The 14,425-nt window shown below is 56.3% G+C and carries 18 protein-coding genes; 9 read left to right on the top strand and 9 right to left on the bottom strand.

From position 1 onward, the window contains the following. Positions 1 to 86: 86 nt before the first annotated feature. A complete protein-coding gene (locus RE6C_RS05015) occupies positions 87 to 341 on the bottom strand; it encodes a hypothetical protein (RefSeq protein ID WP_037254701.1) in 255 nt (84 codons plus the stop codon). Positions 342 to 577: 236 nt separating this feature from the next. Here RE6C_RS05015 and RE6C_RS05010 point away from each other — a divergent pair, with 236 nt between their 5' ends. The 3 genes from RE6C_RS05010 (at position 578) to RE6C_RS05000 (ending at position 2,068) form a co-directional block, all read left to right on the top strand. Next, the gene (locus RE6C_RS05010; RefSeq protein WP_039961234.1) at positions 578 to 1,078 is read left to right on the top strand and encodes a hypothetical protein; all 501 of its coding nucleotides are present in this window, start codon (positions 578 to 580) and stop codon (positions 1,076 to 1,078) included. A 159-nt stretch (positions 1,079 to 1,237) separates the two neighbouring features. After that, positions 1,238 to 1,504 (top strand): hypothetical protein, encoded by a 267-nt coding sequence (locus RE6C_RS05005; protein WP_039961235.1) that lies wholly within the window; start codon positions 1,238 to 1,240, stop codon positions 1,502 to 1,504. Between the two features lie 177 nt (positions 1,505 to 1,681). Beyond that, positions 1,682 to 2,068 (top strand): VOC family protein, encoded by a 387-nt coding sequence (locus RE6C_RS05000; RefSeq protein WP_008654466.1) that lies wholly within the window; start codon positions 1,682 to 1,684, stop codon positions 2,066 to 2,068. A 117-nt stretch (positions 2,069 to 2,185) separates the two neighbouring features. Here the strand turns inward: RE6C_RS05000 and RE6C_RS04995 are convergent, their stop codons facing one another. The 4 genes from RE6C_RS04995 to RE6C_RS04980 form a co-directional block, all read right to left on the bottom strand. Continuing rightward, positions 2,186 to 3,262: a Gfo/Idh/MocA family protein gene (locus RE6C_RS04995; protein WP_039961233.1), complete on the bottom strand. Its 1,077-nt coding sequence runs from the start codon at positions 3,260 to 3,262 to the stop codon at positions 2,186 to 2,188. A 153-nt stretch (positions 3,263 to 3,415) separates the two neighbouring features. Then, a complete protein-coding gene (locus RE6C_RS04990) occupies positions 3,416 to 4,381 on the bottom strand; it encodes an RluA family pseudouridine synthase (RefSeq protein WP_008654464.1) in 966 nt (321 codons plus the stop codon). A gap of 85 nt (positions 4,382 to 4,466) precedes the next feature. Continuing rightward, positions 4,467 to 5,786: a DUF4832 domain-containing protein gene (locus tag RE6C_RS04985; protein ID WP_008654463.1), complete on the bottom strand. Its 1,320-nt coding sequence runs from the start codon at positions 5,784 to 5,786 to the stop codon at positions 4,467 to 4,469. Between the two features lie 126 nt (positions 5,787 to 5,912). Then, positions 5,913 to 6,200 (bottom strand): putative signal transducing protein, encoded by a 288-nt coding sequence (locus tag RE6C_RS04980; RefSeq protein WP_008654462.1) that lies wholly within the window; start codon positions 6,198 to 6,200, stop codon positions 5,913 to 5,915. Positions 6,201 to 6,481: 281 nt separating this feature from the next. On the opposite strand from RE6C_RS04980, the gene RE6C_RS04970 reads away from it, so the two are divergent. Next, entirely contained in the window at positions 6,482 to 7,465 is a 984-nt protein-coding gene (locus RE6C_RS04970) for a serine/threonine-protein kinase (RefSeq protein WP_008654460.1), read from the top strand. Beyond that, positions 7,462 to 8,193, top strand: coding sequence for a toprim domain-containing protein (locus tag RE6C_RS04965; RefSeq protein ID WP_008654459.1), 732 nt, complete (start codon positions 7,462 to 7,464; stop codon positions 8,191 to 8,193). The genes RE6C_RS04970 and RE6C_RS04965 overlap by 4 nt, the downstream gene beginning before the upstream one ends. On the opposite strand, the gene RE6C_RS04960 is transcribed toward RE6C_RS04965, so the two are convergent. Next, on the bottom strand, positions 8,176 to 9,198 hold the full coding sequence (locus RE6C_RS04960) for an alpha/beta hydrolase (protein ID WP_008654457.1): 1,023 nt from the start codon (positions 9,196 to 9,198) through the stop codon (positions 8,176 to 8,178). The genes RE6C_RS04965 and RE6C_RS04960 overlap by 18 nt on opposite strands. Positions 9,199 to 9,556: 358 nt before the next feature. On the opposite strand from RE6C_RS04960, the gene RE6C_RS04955 reads away from it, so the two are divergent. After that, the gene (locus RE6C_RS04955) at positions 9,557 to 10,024 is read left to right on the top strand and encodes a hypothetical protein (protein WP_039961232.1); all 468 of its coding nucleotides are present in this window, start codon (positions 9,557 to 9,559) and stop codon (positions 10,022 to 10,024) included. Positions 10,025 to 10,121: 97 nt separating this feature from the next. On the opposite strand, the gene RE6C_RS04950 is transcribed toward RE6C_RS04955, so the two are convergent. From RE6C_RS04950 to RE6C_RS04940, 3 genes are all read right to left on the bottom strand, one after another. Continuing rightward, positions 10,122 to 10,403, bottom strand: coding sequence for a hypothetical protein (locus tag RE6C_RS04950; RefSeq protein ID WP_008672712.1), 282 nt, complete (start codon positions 10,401 to 10,403; stop codon positions 10,122 to 10,124). Between the two features lie 32 nt (positions 10,404 to 10,435). Then, positions 10,436 to 10,855, bottom strand: a complete 420-nt coding sequence (locus RE6C_RS04945) for an HU family DNA-binding protein (protein WP_008654451.1) — start codon at positions 10,853 to 10,855, stop codon at positions 10,436 to 10,438. 142 nt (positions 10,856 to 10,997) lie between these two features. Continuing rightward, positions 10,998 to 11,447 carry a YkgJ family cysteine cluster protein gene (locus RE6C_RS04940; RefSeq protein ID WP_008654449.1) on the bottom strand — a complete coding sequence of 150 codons (450 nt, stop codon included), beginning with the start codon at positions 11,445 to 11,447 and terminating at the stop codon, positions 10,998 to 11,000. A 220-nt stretch (positions 11,448 to 11,667) separates the two neighbouring features. Between RE6C_RS04940 and RE6C_RS04930 the strand changes: the two genes are divergently transcribed. The 3 genes from RE6C_RS04930 to bioA form a co-directional block, all read left to right on the top strand. Then, entirely contained in the window at positions 11,668 to 13,251 is a 1,584-nt protein-coding gene (locus RE6C_RS04930; RefSeq protein WP_008654445.1) for an ABC transporter permease, read from the top strand. 19 nt (positions 13,252 to 13,270) lie between these two features. Next, the gene (locus RE6C_RS32400) at positions 13,271 to 13,441 is read left to right on the top strand and encodes a hypothetical protein (protein WP_007328828.1); all 171 of its coding nucleotides are present in this window, start codon (positions 13,271 to 13,273) and stop codon (positions 13,439 to 13,441) included. A gap of 95 nt (positions 13,442 to 13,536) precedes the next feature. Then, a partial coding sequence (gene bioA, locus RE6C_RS04920; RefSeq protein WP_236617949.1) for an adenosylmethionine--8-amino-7-oxononanoate transaminase occupies positions 13,537 to 14,425 on the top strand: 889 nt, incomplete at its 3' end.

Here is a 14,425-nt window from a genome sequence, read left to right as displayed (position 1 = left end):
CCCTCTTCGATAGTTCAGGCATCGCTTGCTTCGTTTAGGGCGGTGTCGTAAAAACCTTCCGTTGGCGGACACAAACTATCGAAGATTCAGACGGCCAAATCCCCACTGATTCGGGCAACGATGAACTGTGGCAACGCGTACGCTCCAAGCTTGCGGAGGGTAATTCCGTGACCGGCACAGTAATCTGCCGCAGACCGTTCGGCGTGTTCCTTGACATCGGCTACGGTTCCGACGCTGCCGCGCTGCTTCTTGTCCCCGAATTCACTGACGCCCACATCCACCCGTACGATTTGGATGAATACCCTGCGGTTGGTGATTCCGTGACCGCGTTGATTCGTCATATTTCATGGGACGATCACAAAATCGCTCTTACTCAAAATCAAACATATGACCGCGATTCCCAAACGTGGACTCGCCCCGAGCGCGGTGTCCGCTAACATGGTTTTTACGCAAGGGCCTCCGGCACACCTTCCCACTTTGGCAACGCGGGCTGGCCTTGGTACAATTTCATGTAGTTCAGACATCGTTCGCTTCGTTCAGGGCGGTGTCGTAAAAACCTTCCGTTGGGCGAACAACAGTGGCACCATCGCTCGCCGAGCACATCTCCGATTGGCTCGAATCCGAATCAAACGCTGCCGTTGATGCGCTCACTACTTCGCCCGAGGAGTCCTTTGCCGCTATCCTTGATTATGGTGGAGCTTATCCCGACGGCATGGATCCGCGAGACGCGCACGGCATATACCTCGTAAACTTGCTGTCATTGCTTGTCTCTCGCGTTCCCGAGTTATTGGCAAACCGCGAGCTCAAAACGATCCCCGTTCGCAAACGCTACATCGTTGTAAATGCCGCGATCACCGCTGACGCGACCGTATTCCGCGACTTTATTCTGGGTGGACTACGCGACCGTTCGATCTATATAAAAACTCTGGTGCTGGATGCCATTGTGCGCCACCCAGTGCTGCGAACTCCCACTGCTCACGCGATGGTTAAACGACTATTGACGGTCAAATCTATCGCTGAATCGGACTACGATCGTCGTCACGTCGAAGCTGCTTTGGAGACCTTTCCCACCGTCTAGTTGTTCGCCCAACATGGGTTTTACGCTAGGCCCTTCGGGCACACCTTCGTTCGTAGGCAACGGGCGCTCGCATTGGTACAATATTTTGTGATTCAAACTCCACCGCTTCGGTAACGGCGGTGTCGTAAAAACCTTCCGTTGTGCGGCCTAATCAAAAATTTGAACTCAGCACCTCCCAACGATCGCACGCCCCAAAAATCCGAAGCGCTGGCCGCGCGTTTTCTCGACGTCGCGACTTTTTGGCCATATCTCAACATTCTCGCGTCTCCCATCGCCCTCGGGTTCGACCTGCCTTGGGTTGCGATTGCGTTTTCCGTTGCCGCACTAATTCTTAGTGCAATCGGACTTGGGGGCTTCATCCTGCTTCCCATGCTCATCTGGTCGGTTGCGTACATTGCCATGGCGGTACGCCAGTTGATTGCGTAACTCTCCGGCCGCACAATATGGATTTTACGCTGGGGCCTTCGGCAGACCTTCATCGTTTGGCGACGATCGCTGGCATTGGTGCAATTTCCAGCAGTTCATGCATCGTTCGCTTTTTTCAGGGCGGTGAAGTAGGAGTCTTCCGTTGTGGAGGGCGGTTTCTCAGAAAGCAGAACAGTCATGTCCAAACCTTCGTTTCAATCCGCATCGCCTTACAAGGATGATGTTCTCGCTTTGCCGGTCGCCGATTTGGACGCTGCGTCCGATTGGTATTGCAAACATTTTGCAATGACCGAAGTTGAGCGCGTTGCCACGCCAAACCCGGCTGTGATCCTTGAACGCGATGGTGTTCGAATTGGTTTCGCGATCAATGACGGTGACCCGGCTCAAGAGGGCGCAGCGATTCGCGTCAGTGATATCAATGGAATCAGACGTGAGCTGGAATCCAATGGCATTGATGTCGCAAGCATTCGCGTGGATGAACGCGACGGCGAGAAGTTCAATGTGTTCTTTGTCGTTGCCCCGGATGGACTTTGCTACTATTTCAACGAACCGATCGTCGGCTGAACGTATCCGAGTAAGGCCTTCGAAAACGCCCCGTTGCATTTGAAGTCCGCGTTTTAAAGGGCGTTGTGAGAGACCGTAGTCCACGCTTTCTGACTACTGCGCGGAGGACGCATTGGTTTAACGATCAATCAACGGGAGTGTTCGCTGTTGAGCGGCACTTTGAATCGCGGTTTCGATGATTTGCTGGCCGATTCGAGCAACGGTGGGTGAAAGCGGGCCTTCGACGGGCAGGTCTTGGTTGAGCCGCGAAAGCGTGTATTCGATGCCGTTGGCCTCGCCCGCTGGGAGATCAGCGATTGGATGATCGTAGCCCTCCGGTCGCTCGTTCGTTTGGACGCGAAGGGTTTCTGCGTAGTCGTAGCTGGCAATTGTTCCGTGCGTGCCGCGAACGACGTAACCGCATTTCGGTTGCGGTTGATGGACCCACGGATCGGTGAAGGTGCCCCAGCGTGTTTCAAATTTGGACATGCCATCGGCGTAGCGTGCGATCGTGATGCTGTGTTCGTCGACTTCCAGGCCCTTTGTCCCGGTGGTCACGCAAGTCACATCGATCGGTTTCTTGCCACCGTTGAACCAAGTTCCCATTGTGACGCCGTAACCGAGGTAATCACGGAGCGAACCGCCTCCGGCTTCGAGGCTGTACCACCAACTGTTTTGTTTCTCTTCCGCGGTCGGTTCGATCTCGATCTTGTCGGCACCGTGGTAAAGGGGCCCGCGGTTGCCGCCGTAATGATGCACTTCAATCACATCCCCGATTGTGTTGTCGTTGATCAAACACCACGTCGCGTAGTGGGCTCGATCCCATCGAGCGGGCCAATTGATGATCAATTGCTTTCCGGTGGGACGCATCGCATTGATCATGCGATCGGCATCGGCCAGCGATGCGGCGAACGGCTTTTCGACCAGCAGATGCACGTCCAGCGGAGCGATGCGTTCAACCCAGTCCGCGTGTTCGCCGGTGGGCGGGCAGAGGATCACCAGATCCGGTTTGGTGGTTTTGACGCATTCCAGTTCGTCAGTGAAAACGTTGTCCGCGGGGACGTTCAACGCATCAATGGTTGGTTGCATTGCTTTGGGATCGGCGTCGCAAATTCCGACCAGCTCACAATCGGTGTGCTCGGTGACTTGCCGAAGCAGATCCCCCATGTGCATGTGTGAAAAATTGATTCCAGCGATGCGCCACGGTTTCATCATCGGTCACTCGAGTTCTGCGTTCCTGCGGGAAGCCGGCGAATTGCTTCGGCTTTTGTCAGGCGAGTTTAACGAACAGCGAGGATTTCGACACACCCGGTGGGAAAGCTACCGGTGAGTGACGCGGCAGCGGGACGGGCTGCCAGTGTGTTGCGATTACGCTTTGCGATCGCTGCGACCACGTGCTCCGGCCACAAACTTTTCCATCGCACTGGGAAGTGGCGTGTCAAAGTTGACCGGTTCGCCAGAAACGGGATGAAAGAACCCCAGCGTGCTAGCGTGCAATGCCATTCGCTTGCGATGCCAACGTGCGTGCGTTGCTTCTTTGGGTTTGTAGCGTGGGTCGCCGAGAACCGGATGACCCGCGTTGGCAAACTGCACGCGAACTTGGTTTCGCTTGCTGGTTTCCAACTGGGCTTCGATCAGCGTCGTGTCATCGCCGTGACTGGATTCTCGTTCCGCCAAGCGACGCACGACCTTGTAATGCGTGATGGCTTGGTCGGTGTCTTTGCCCGGCCGGGTTTCGTAACGATCCAGGTTGCTGCCGGTGGCCAGGTGCGATTCGAACGTGCCTTCGTCTTCCGCAACGTTTCCAGCCACGATCGCGTGGAAGACTCGTGTCGGGCGACGGTCCTTGAACTGCTCGATCAGCAAATCTGCGATCGGCTCATGTTTGCCAAAGACGAGCAAGCCCGATGTTTCGCGATCCAGGCGATGAACGACGAACGCTTCCTTCTTCGATTTGGAATAGCTCAAGTAGATCGAGACTCGATCGACGAGACTGTTGGGTTCACCGCGATCCGTCGGGACGGTCAGCGTGCCCGCCGATTTATTGACAACGATGATGTGGTCGTCCTCGAACACAATTTCGAATGTGCGATCATCCCACTGACGCTTTTTCTCTCGATAGCGTTGATGCTTGTCGTATCGAATGGCGACGAGATCGCCGGGTTTGACCGTCGTTCCAACGCTCTTGCATGGCGAGCCGTTGATCATCACGCATCCGTGATCGATCATCCCGCGAGCTTGGCTGCGGGAGGTTTCGGAGAGTTCTCGGACGATGATGTCGACACGTCCCTCGTTGGTTTCATCAACGGTGGTCGAAACGCTGGTCAGCGGCATGAAAGGATTTCAGAAGAAAGCGGCATCGGGATGAGGTCTGCGAAAGACGTTGTGAAAGTTCGCTCAACCTCGTTGTCGCCACAGTCTATTTCAGATCCGCAAAAAATTGGATGGCCTGATTGGGCAAGATTGCATCGCTTTCGATTCGGATGTCACTCCCACTGACCGGTCCGCCGACGTTTTTGACCGTGAATATCCTCGTTTCACCGGGCAAAAGGCCTCGAAGGGTTTGCTGAGAATGTTGGCCACGGACCGCGAAAAAGGCGTCGCGATAGAGCGGCGCGACGCCTTCGTTGGTGACTTTCAACCCGATTGTCGAGCTCGAGTCCGCTTTCACGAGGACAGCGTCAGTCACGCGAAATCGGTAACCCATGGCCATCCCAGCCTCACGGATGCGTTCCATGGGCTGAAACTCGGGTTGGTCATTTCCGATCATGAACGAGACATGGAATTCGCGGCTGGATTCTTCCACCGAGACGCCATTGGGGCCGGATTCGGCTAAAGCCAGCTTTTGGTCGCGTCGGTTGTAGTAGCTGAATTCGCCACCGCCCGCGGTCCGTTTCCAGCGGTCATCACCCATCGCGGCCCAATTCTTCGCGTTCCATTTGGAATGCGATTTGGAAAGAAAGGAATCGTCGAACAAGCCGAAGTCGAGGGCCAGAAGGGAGTCGTCGGCGGCGATGGGAGTGAACTCATCGTCCGCCGCATCAATGCTGATCATCCACGGAAGCGAATCAAACTGCTGGTCGAGATGACGCAGGAATTTGGATTGGTACTCTGCCGACGGAAACGTTTTGCCGAGTTCCATCGGGCCGTCATAGATGTGGTATTCCGACCACAACCCGAATCCGGTTTGCAGGTACGCGATGCGCGGGTCGGAGTCGTATCGTTTGGCGAACTCGGTGTAGAAGTCCAATGTGAATTGCTGCAGTTCGCCGCTGGACCAATCGCAGAAATGAGTTTTCTTGCCTTCGCTCTTGGCGATTGTCTCGTTGTATCCGTCGGAATTGCGAATGAATGCGGGGACCGTTGTGGTCTTGCCGGGGTACACAAACCGGAAACGCAGAACGGCTTGGTGTGACCGCGACGCGATGTCGTCGAGGATTTCTTCGACCTTTGAAAAGTCCCATTTTCCTGGGGCCACGGCCACCTCGTCGTATCCGCAGTATCGAAACTCCAATGAGATCGCATCGGTGGCGGCTTTGTCATGGTCGTGCCACAGGACGACACCGGTCATCGGTTGAACCTGATCAATCGTGGACTGGATCGGCAAACGAACCTTTGACGTTTGTGCTCGTGCGGATTGGTCAACGCTGAAAAGACAATGGATCAGGCAGATGAAGACGAGGCAGTGAATCAATTGTCGTTGGGGCATTGAATCCGTTGGGTTGGTGGTCGGGAGCATCTTGATAGAAGGAGCAGGGGCATTCGTGTTGTGGGTTGTGGGAACCGTGGCTAACGCCCAGCGGCTGATGGGTGCTGGATGCCTGTGGTTGCTCAGGTTCCTGGCCGCCTAGAAATCCCTGGCAGCTTAGAAATCGTGTGGTTCTATCTTGATTTGGGCGATGATCTCGCGGGCTTTCTTGGCGTCTCGTTCGAATGTTTTGACTTGGACCCATCCTGGCGCTTCCGCGACGAAGCCCGCCGTGAAGCCACCCACAGCGACGGCTTTGATGCCAGCGTCGGCGAGGATGTTGACCAACATCGTTGCGGCGGGCTCGGTCGGACGTTCCGCCACGGTGACCAATGTCGCGTCGTCGTCCGAAGGCGGTTTGCCGTCCGGTGTTTGGGGGCTTTCCGGTGGAATCGATTGAGTCATCGGCTCGGTTCAGCTTGGGAGACAAGAGTTGAAAAATTGGCGAGGACGGCGTTGTGGGCCATTCGCCAATGTCACTTCGAGGATACTCGATCCGGCCCAGTCGGTTCGTGTTCGTTGACGGTGTATCTTGAGCGATCCCGAGTAGCCGGAAGATCGTTTTCCTGCGGTGGCAGTGTCGCTTTGTGGCAAGCTGGATGCGAGTTGATGAAAACTTGATGAGTTGCTTTTGACGACACCTTGGCCAGTGGTCGGGCGTGGCATGAGCACGATACAATTCAAGGATGAACAACGAATCGACCATCATTCTGGCTGGCACTGACAACGACATCCCCTCGCCACCGCCGCACGGGCTGAAGCGATACACGGGTTTGCATGAAATGGCGCGGGGTGCCACCGCGGTTTTGCAGGCCGGTGTCGACTCGGTGATTGGTCGCACCGTGGCGATCAAAAAACTGCTGCCGGAAATTCGAACGGATCGTTACGAGCGTCGGCGTTTGCTTCGAGAGGCTCGCGTGACGGCCCAATTGCAGCATCCCAACACCGTGCCGGTTTACGAAATCGGCGACGATGATCTGCAAGGCGTTTACTTCACGATGAAGCGAATCTCGGGTGAAAACCTGTTTGAGTCGTTGAAGCGAATTGCTCGCAAGGACGAACGCGCGGTCGCGGCATTTCCGCTGCAGCGACGGTTGGAAATCGTCGCGGATGCTTGCCAAGCCCTCGCCTACGCACACGCTCGCGGCGTGATTCACCGTGATGTGAAGCCCGAAAATATCTGGGTCGGTAACTTCGGCGAAGTCATCTTGCTCGATTGGGGCGTCGCCAAGGTTTGGGGGCATGCGGATGATGCCCAGACGCTTCACCGCCAGCACATGCAGCCAGACCACGAAACGAAGACCGAGACCCAATTGCAAACGTTGACCGGTGGCGGCCAGCGTCCAGGCACGCCGCTCTACATGTCGCCAGAACAAGTCAACGGGAATCGCGGCATCGACGAACGGACCGATATCTTCAGCGCAGGAGTTGTGCTTTATGAGTCGCTTGCGATTCGTGAACCATTCCGCGGTAAAACGATCGACGAGACGTTCGACAACATCAAGCATGCCGATGTGCCGCCACCGAGCGAGAAGTCGCCGCAGTACGAAATTCCCAAAGAAGTCGATGCGGTGGTCATGAAAGCAATCGCGAAACGACCGGCAGATCGTTATCAATCGATGCGTGAGTTGATCGCGGATATTCGGGCGTTGGCCGTTACGGTGTCGTGAGCGGACGGTACTTTGCACCTTACGGCAAAGCACCGGTGCACTATCCGATCGATGATCCGGCTCGGACGGGTGTGACGCCCGATCAAACGGAGCTGTTGATCGTTGAGGGTGACAGTGCGGCGAAGTCGGTCAATCAGGTTCGAGACCCGACGCGGCAATCGATCCTGGCGTTGCAAGGCAAGCCGATGAACGTTGCCAAAGCAAGCCGATCGGTTGCGCTTCGCAACGAGGTTTTGATTCGGTTCGCATCCACGCTGTTGGACCAAAAGCTTTCCCCAAGCCAAGACTGGATCGAAGCTTTAAGGAAGGCAGATCAGTGTCGCTATGCCAAGCTGGTTGTCTTGATGGATCCGGATGCGGACGGCATTCATTGCGGCGTCTTGGTGCTCGGTTTTCTGCTCCGTTTTGCGCCCCAATTGTTCAAGGAGCGACGCGTGTGCGTGGTTCGGCCACCAATGTTTCTGTTTCGCATTCGCGGCACCACTCCGGGGCAGACTGGCGTGCAAACACGAACGTTGGTTGCATCCAATCCAGATCACGCGCGGCGGATGGAGGCCAAACTGACCGAGGCGGGCATGTTCGACTACGAACGTTTTCGCCATCGAGGTTTGGGCAGCATTCCGCCGGATGTCTTGCGGACTTGTTGCGTGGACCCAAGTACGCGTGCAGCCGACGAGATGAGCCACGAAGAAGCGGCGGACGCGGTGCGTCTATTCAGCGGCGGGTGAAGTTTCCGACGCCTCCATCTCCGCTTTAGGAAACGCTTCGTCTCGAAGGGCTTTGAGTTTCTGGCCGGCAACGTCAAGCGTCTTGGTTGGCAAGCGGTCGTTGTGGAACATGTTTGGTAGTTCGATCCAATCACGGTGTTCCAACGCCAGCGAATCGTAGAGGGCTCGGCCGTTCTTCCGAGGGACAATGCGATCGGGAGAGCCATGGATTTGCAGTAACGCTCCGTCGAAATTCGCGAGTGCTTGCACGCTGTCGTATTGGTTTTTCATCAGCCAGCGAACAGGCAAGAAAAAGAATCGGTCCGCTCCAACACTGGCGGCACTGTCAAAGGTGCGGTCGAGACACAGTGCTTCGACCGAATCACCTCGTTCGTGTAGAGCAGCGATCAATCCGCAAGCGACACCGCCGCCGAGCGATCGGCCGTAAACCATGATGTTCGAGATGGGCGTGTTTGTGGTTTCTGAGAGCGTGTCGATTGCACTGACCGCATCTTCGATGGTGCTGGTTTCAGTGGGAGTGAATCCCTCGGCCTGGAAGCCTCGGTATTCGGCCGTCAGGACGGTGGCGTTCCAGCTGTCAGACAATCGGCGAGTCCATCCATCCATCTCGTCAGCGTGTATCCCGTTGCCATGCAAAAATAGGATCACGTCTTCCGCCCCATCACGGATCAGCAAGCGGCCTTCTAAGTCAGATCCATCGACCGCGGCATAGGTGATCGTCTCCACCGTTCCCGGCGTGGGGCGATCGGGTTCGAAACGGTTTGGATCCATCAAGATGCTCTTTTCCATGTATGCACCGGGGAAGAGCAACCGTGTTTCCATCACGACCAGTCCCACGCATACACCGACATAAATGATCGCCAACAAACCCGTGGTGCGAAGGACGCGGTGACGGATGGTCGGTTTGGGTTTTGACGCTCGCTGTGATCCGGCAGACGCCGCTTCGTCCATTTCGCGATCCGCCGGGTTGGCTTGTTCGGGATGTGCGGCTGGTTCGTTGGGCATCGTGGGCTCAGCAACGTGGTGGGGATGGCATTCAAGCGGAACAACTGGATCCGCATGCTATGTTTGATTGGACTCTCGTGCAGCCATGTGGGATAGGCTTTCAGCCTGTCTTTTGCCTGACTCATACCCAACGCAAACGGGCTATTGATTGAATGAGCCGCACGGCGTTAGCGGCGGTTGATCAGACGCCAACCGGGGCTAACGCCCATCGGCTAATTGTTCTCATTCGGTATACGGCTAAATCAACAGTCTGCAAACGAAAGGCTGGAAGCCTATCCCACTCTTGGATTGTTGCTGGTCGGACACTCGTGTGTCCAGGACGTGATTCCGAGTCGCTCATCATTTGAAATCGCTCGCCATGTGGATTCGCCGTTCGTTCTCCCAGCTCGATTCCAACGAGAACGCGATTTCGCGAATTCGTTGCGGGCGGATTGTGATGCGCGAAGGGCAACTGGAACGAATCGAGCAACACTGGCTGCGTAGCCCGGTCTCGGTGGCCCAGGTTTGGTGGCAAGCCAAATTTGCAGCGTTGGAAGGAGACGTTTGTTGTCTCGACTACTACGTGCCTCGCGGGATGAGTGCATTTGTGACGCTGGACTATGTGCGCAGCGGCGATGCAACTCGGTATGCGACCGCAATCGGAGCGTTTCAGGTGCTCGACGAAATTGCGAGGCTGCGGAAGTCGTACGCCATTGTCGCGCACGTGAGCAATTCCCGGATCACCGACCGTCATTTAAAACGAGCGGGATGGGAAAGACACCTGTTGGACTGGCCGGGCCGACACTTCATCCGGCGGATGCAGCCGGCGGTGTCGGTGTCCAGTTAGGTTCTTTTCGAAACCCAAATGCCGGTGAGACATTTAGGGCGATGAATCAGAGGCAAAGTTCGAAATGAACTTCGCCTGGCAAAGACATCAGGATGCCCTAGAGCACGCCGCCGTGAGTACGGATGGGGGTCATGTGCGAAGGCGAATCGAGGAACCAGAAGCGTTCCCATTCGTCGACCAATGAACGCAAGTCTTCCGAGGTGTAGAGCAATTGCTGCACACGGCGTTCTGGGCGGCTCGAGTAGATCGGCACGAAGCAGCCAACGGAGGTGGCAAGGCCGGCCATCAGAACGCATCCCAGAACCAAACGGCTCATGACGGATCGTTGGCCGTGACGGGCTGCGGAATCAGTTTTCGCGGTTGTTTGTGAGCTCTTCATCGTCAGTTCCTCCGTGAACTTGTCGGTGCGTTCTATTGCCAACTGCCCGACGGGCTGTTGGGGGGGCTTTTTGGCGGACGGTTCGGGTCGTCGGTTTCGTTCGGACGCTCGGCAGAACCCTCCTGAGGCACGTGATCCAGTGGCATGACCCAGGTGTCAGGCAGGTTGTCGCTGGACAGCTGCCGGACGCGTTGTTCCATCACCTTGCCGGGTTTGAACGTGACGACGTACTTTTCGGGCACGTCGACTTGTTGTCCCGTCTTTGGATTGCGTGCTTTTCGAGCAGCTCGCGGTTTGACTTCAAACACGCCGAAGTTCCTCAGTTCAATGCGGCCTTCCCGCACCAAGGTTTCGACGATCGAGTCAAACGTCCGCTGCACGACCTCTTTGGTTTCCTGCTGAGTCAGCCCGAGTTCTTCGGAAATGACGCGCACGATTTCTTTCTTTGTCACCCCGGATGGCTCCGTAAACCATTGTGATTGGTGGACTTACAGAGACAGCTTAGGTTTCAATGTGGGGCCGGTCAAGCCGCCGGGGCGAGCGTAGAACGGTCCACGTAGAACCGTATCGACCGTCATAACCGTTACACTTCAATCAAACCGACTTTTCTTTGCGTCGAATTTCGATTTCATCAAAACTGTACAGTTGTCCTTTTCCGGCCCCCGGGCAGACCTCGCAGGTTTCCGCCCAATCGGTGGGCCCAGCCAGCGTGCTGTCCCAGAACGGCCACGTTCGGCACTGAATCGGTCGGGCGTTGTAAACCATACAGCGTCGCGACTTCGGGTCCAGGAAAATGCAGTCTCCGTCGGGATATTCCAGCAAGCTGAACTGCTTTCCGACGCGGCGCAAAAATTTATCTTCAAACGCGTAGCGATCGAGCTTCATTTCTTTTGCCAAATCCGCGATTTCGTTCTCATCGACGAAGACATAACCGGGGTCGCCGCTGCAGCATTCCCCGCACTGGGTGCACTCGAAACGCAATCCGTCCGCGTACCAGGGAGCGGACTTGGGTTTGGAACCAGATTGAACGGGACGTTTGGCCACGGCGATCGTATGGAGATGAGATGAGAGCGAAGCAAAAGGGAAGCTTACCCGGTCAGATGCGTGTTCGCCAAGTTCGCCTGCCGCGGTCTGGTGTCATCCCCGGATGATCCCGGTAAACTCATCGCCGTCGTTTTGTGGGACTCGCAGCAGTCGGATTCGCCGAGCGACACGCCGGGTTGGAAACACTTTTGCATCGGAGTCATGAAATTGGCGGTTCACATTGTCTGACGCGTTGACCCTGGATCGCTTGTGCGTGTCGGCCGGCAAGCGAAACCTTCTGCGGGATGCCCATCTGGCGTTTCCGGACGGAAAGATCACGGTGCTGGTCGGCGGCAGTGGTGCGGGCAAAAGTGTTCTGCTGCGAGTCTTGGCGGGGATCTTGCCGCGACACGGCGATGCGATTCAGTGGAGCGGTGACATCCACTGGCGCGGCGAAGCGATTGATTCCGAATCGATGCCGCGAACCGGGATCGTGTTCCAGCAATTCGCCTTGTTCGATGAACTGTCGCCGACCGCGAATGTGCAATTCGCGATTGATCATCGTGCCGATCGAGATGGCGAACCTCAACACAGTGCCTCGGATTGGCTTGAGTTTCTCGGTGTTCCCGCCTCGACGCCGGTCGCGGCTCTGAGCGGTGGTCAAAAGCAGCGATTGGCGATCGCTCGCACGTTGGCGTCGGCGCCTGAGATCATTCTCTACGATGAACCAACCTCCGGTTTAGATGCGGCAACCGGGAAACGCGTCGCCGAACTGATTCGCGAAACGCAAACGCGGTTTGGTCGAACCAGCATCGTTGTCACCCATGATTACGAAACATTGCTGCCGATCGCTGACGAAGTTTTGTTGTTTGATTCGGCGGCGCAGACGATCCGCCGAATTGAACGAGCAGATTGGCCCAATGTGGCCGAGCAAATGGAGGCGGTCGCTCTGTCTCCTTCCCAATTGAATGACGCGGGATCGCAGCACTCATCCGGACCGCTTGCGATGCTGCGTCGTGGTGCGGAGCGTTTTCTCGATTCAACCGGACGCAGCTTGGTCGCGGCAGCTAGACTTCCTTGGGATGCACGGCCGGTCGTGCCGCGAATGAAGTGGGCGGGGCGGTTCTTGGCTCACTATCTGCGCTTGGTCGGCGGGCCTTCGGCGTGGGTTTACTTGATCATCGCCGGCTTGATTGCTGGGTTCACGACGACCTACTTCACGCTGCGTTTCTTGCCGTTTCGTTTGTACACTCAGCCTTTGTTGATTGACGAATTACTTTCTTCGATCGGGTTTGCGCTCTACCGGATTTTGGTGCCAGTCTTGGCGACCGTTTTAATCGCGGCTCGGTGTGGTGCCGCGGTGGCCGCTGACGTGGGTGTCAAACAGTATGGCGGCCAAGTTGACGCGTTTCGAACGCTTGGGATTCGAGCCCCAGCTTATTTGTTGATTCCGATTTTGGCGGCGTTCTTGATCGCGACTCCCATTTTGGAATGGATCGCTTTCACCGCGTCGCACTGGATCAGCCGGGTGACGTTCAATTTCTCGCATCCGGAAATTGGCGTTCATTTCTGGCAGCAACACTTCTTTCGTGCCATCACGCCCGATACGACCGGCGGATCCATCATTACATGGTGGAAAGGTTGGGATTGGGTGCTCGCAAAGAACTTGCTTTGTGGTTTCGGCACCGCGGCGATTGGTTACCATCAAGGGATTACCCCCAAGCATTCAGCCGGTGATGTCAGTCATTGCATCACCGCGACGGTACTTTGGACGACCTTGTATGTCTTGGTTGTTCACTTCATTGTCGCCTTGCTGGAATTTTGATTGCCCCGCAGGAGAAACCATGGACAAGAAGGCGAAGAAGCGTTTGGACGTCATCAACAAAAAGCTGCAGACATTGCGTCCGCGACTGGCTGGTTCCAAAGAGCAGGCCGATGATTTGGAAGAGCTGAAGGAACTCGAAGACGAAATTAAATCGCTCGAGGAAGAAGCCGCCAAACTGCGAGCATCTTAAGATCACGACGAGTGGTCACGGAATTCACCCGTGATGCACGAAGCGGACTGTTGCGAGAAAGCATGATGAACAGCGTGTGGCGGCCGTATTGCCAGATGAAGACCGCTCCTCCGCCGATGAAAATCGTCGCGACGGAAGGCTGTCATCTGATCGGCAAAAACGGTGAACGCTGGATCGATGGAATGGCATCGTGGTGGTCTGCTTGCCACGGCTACAACCATCCGCACGTTCGCGAAGCGGTGACGGCGCAGTTGCAGCGAATGCCTCATGTGATGTTTGGTGGGATCACGCACGATCCGGCCGAACGTTTGGCAAGTCGACTGGCCGAGGTGGCTCCTGATGATTTGAACCACGTGTTCTTCTCGGACAGCGGGTCCGTCGCGGTGGAGGTTGCGATGAAGATGGCCATTGGCCATTGGCGTCGTCACGATCGCCCCGGTCGCACTCGGTTCTTGGCTTTTGAAAACGCCTACCACGGTGACACCACCGGTGCGATGTCGCTGTGCGATCCTCAACGCAGCATGCATGCTCGCTACAGCGGAGCGATCACGCAGCAATTTCATGTGCCGCTTCCACGGGATGAAACGACCGAGACGAACCTGGACCGCGTGCTTGCGGAACATTCGGATTCGATCGCAGGTGTGTTCGTCGAGCCTTTGGTGCAAGGTGCGGGCGGGATGCGATTCCATGATGTCAACACACTCACCCGAATTCGCGATGCTTGCAGGCGGCACGATTTGTTGTTGATCGCCGATGAGATTGCAACCGGGTTTCAACGTACCGGCAAAATGTTCGCGGTCGATCACACCGCGGATCTGCCTTCACCGGTTGTGCCTGACATCTTGTGTCTCGGCAAAGCGTTGACGGCGGGGACGATGTCAATGGCGGTCACGATTGCTCGGTCGCACGTGTTCGATTCGTTCTACAGCGACGATCCCGGCGCGGCATTGATGCACGGGCCGACGTTCATGGCGAACCCCTTGG

Source organism: Rhodopirellula europaea 6C (assembly GCF_000338295.1).
Taxonomy (GTDB): domain Bacteria; phylum Planctomycetota; class Planctomycetia; order Pirellulales; family Pirellulaceae; genus Rhodopirellula; species Rhodopirellula europaea.
The sequence above is the reverse complement of the archived record's forward strand: the minus strand, read 5'-3'. Positions and strand labels throughout refer to the sequence as shown.

Bases quoted from the DNA above. Each gene is read 5' to 3' on its own strand.
- RE6C_RS05015 (WP_037254701.1), bottom strand. From the start codon at position 341: ATGACGAATCAACGCGGTCACGGAATCACCAACCGCAGGGTATTCATC.
- RE6C_RS05000 (WP_008654466.1), top strand. From the start codon at position 1,682: ATGTCCAAACCTTCGTTTCAATCCGCATCGCCTTACAAGGATGATGTT.
- RE6C_RS04995 (WP_039961233.1), bottom strand. From the start codon at position 3,262: ATGATGAAACCGTGGCGCATCGCTGGAATCAATTTTTCACACATGCAC.
- RE6C_RS04990 (WP_008654464.1), bottom strand. From the start codon at position 4,381: ATGCCGCTGACCAGCGTTTCGACCACCGTTGATGAAACCAACGAGGGA.
- RE6C_RS04985 (WP_008654463.1), bottom strand. From the start codon at position 5,786: ATGCTCCCGACCACCAACCCAACGGATTCAATGCCCCAACGACAATTG.
- RE6C_RS04980 (WP_008654462.1), bottom strand. From the start codon at position 6,200: ATGACTCAATCGATTCCACCGGAAAGCCCCCAAACACCGGACGGCAAA.
- RE6C_RS04970 (WP_008654460.1), top strand. From the start codon at position 6,482: ATGAACAACGAATCGACCATCATTCTGGCTGGCACTGACAACGACATC.
- RE6C_RS04960 (WP_008654457.1), bottom strand. From the start codon at position 9,198: ATGCCCAACGAACCAGCCGCACATCCCGAACAAGCCAACCCGGCGGAT.
- RE6C_RS04955 (WP_039961232.1), top strand. From the start codon at position 9,557: ATGTGGATTCGCCGTTCGTTCTCCCAGCTCGATTCCAACGAGAACGCG.
- RE6C_RS04950 (WP_008672712.1), bottom strand. From the start codon at position 10,403: ATGAAGAGCTCACAAACAACCGCGAAAACTGATTCCGCAGCCCGTCAC.
- RE6C_RS32400 (WP_007328828.1), top strand. From the start codon at position 13,271: ATGGACAAGAAGGCGAAGAAGCGTTTGGACGTCATCAACAAAAAGCTG.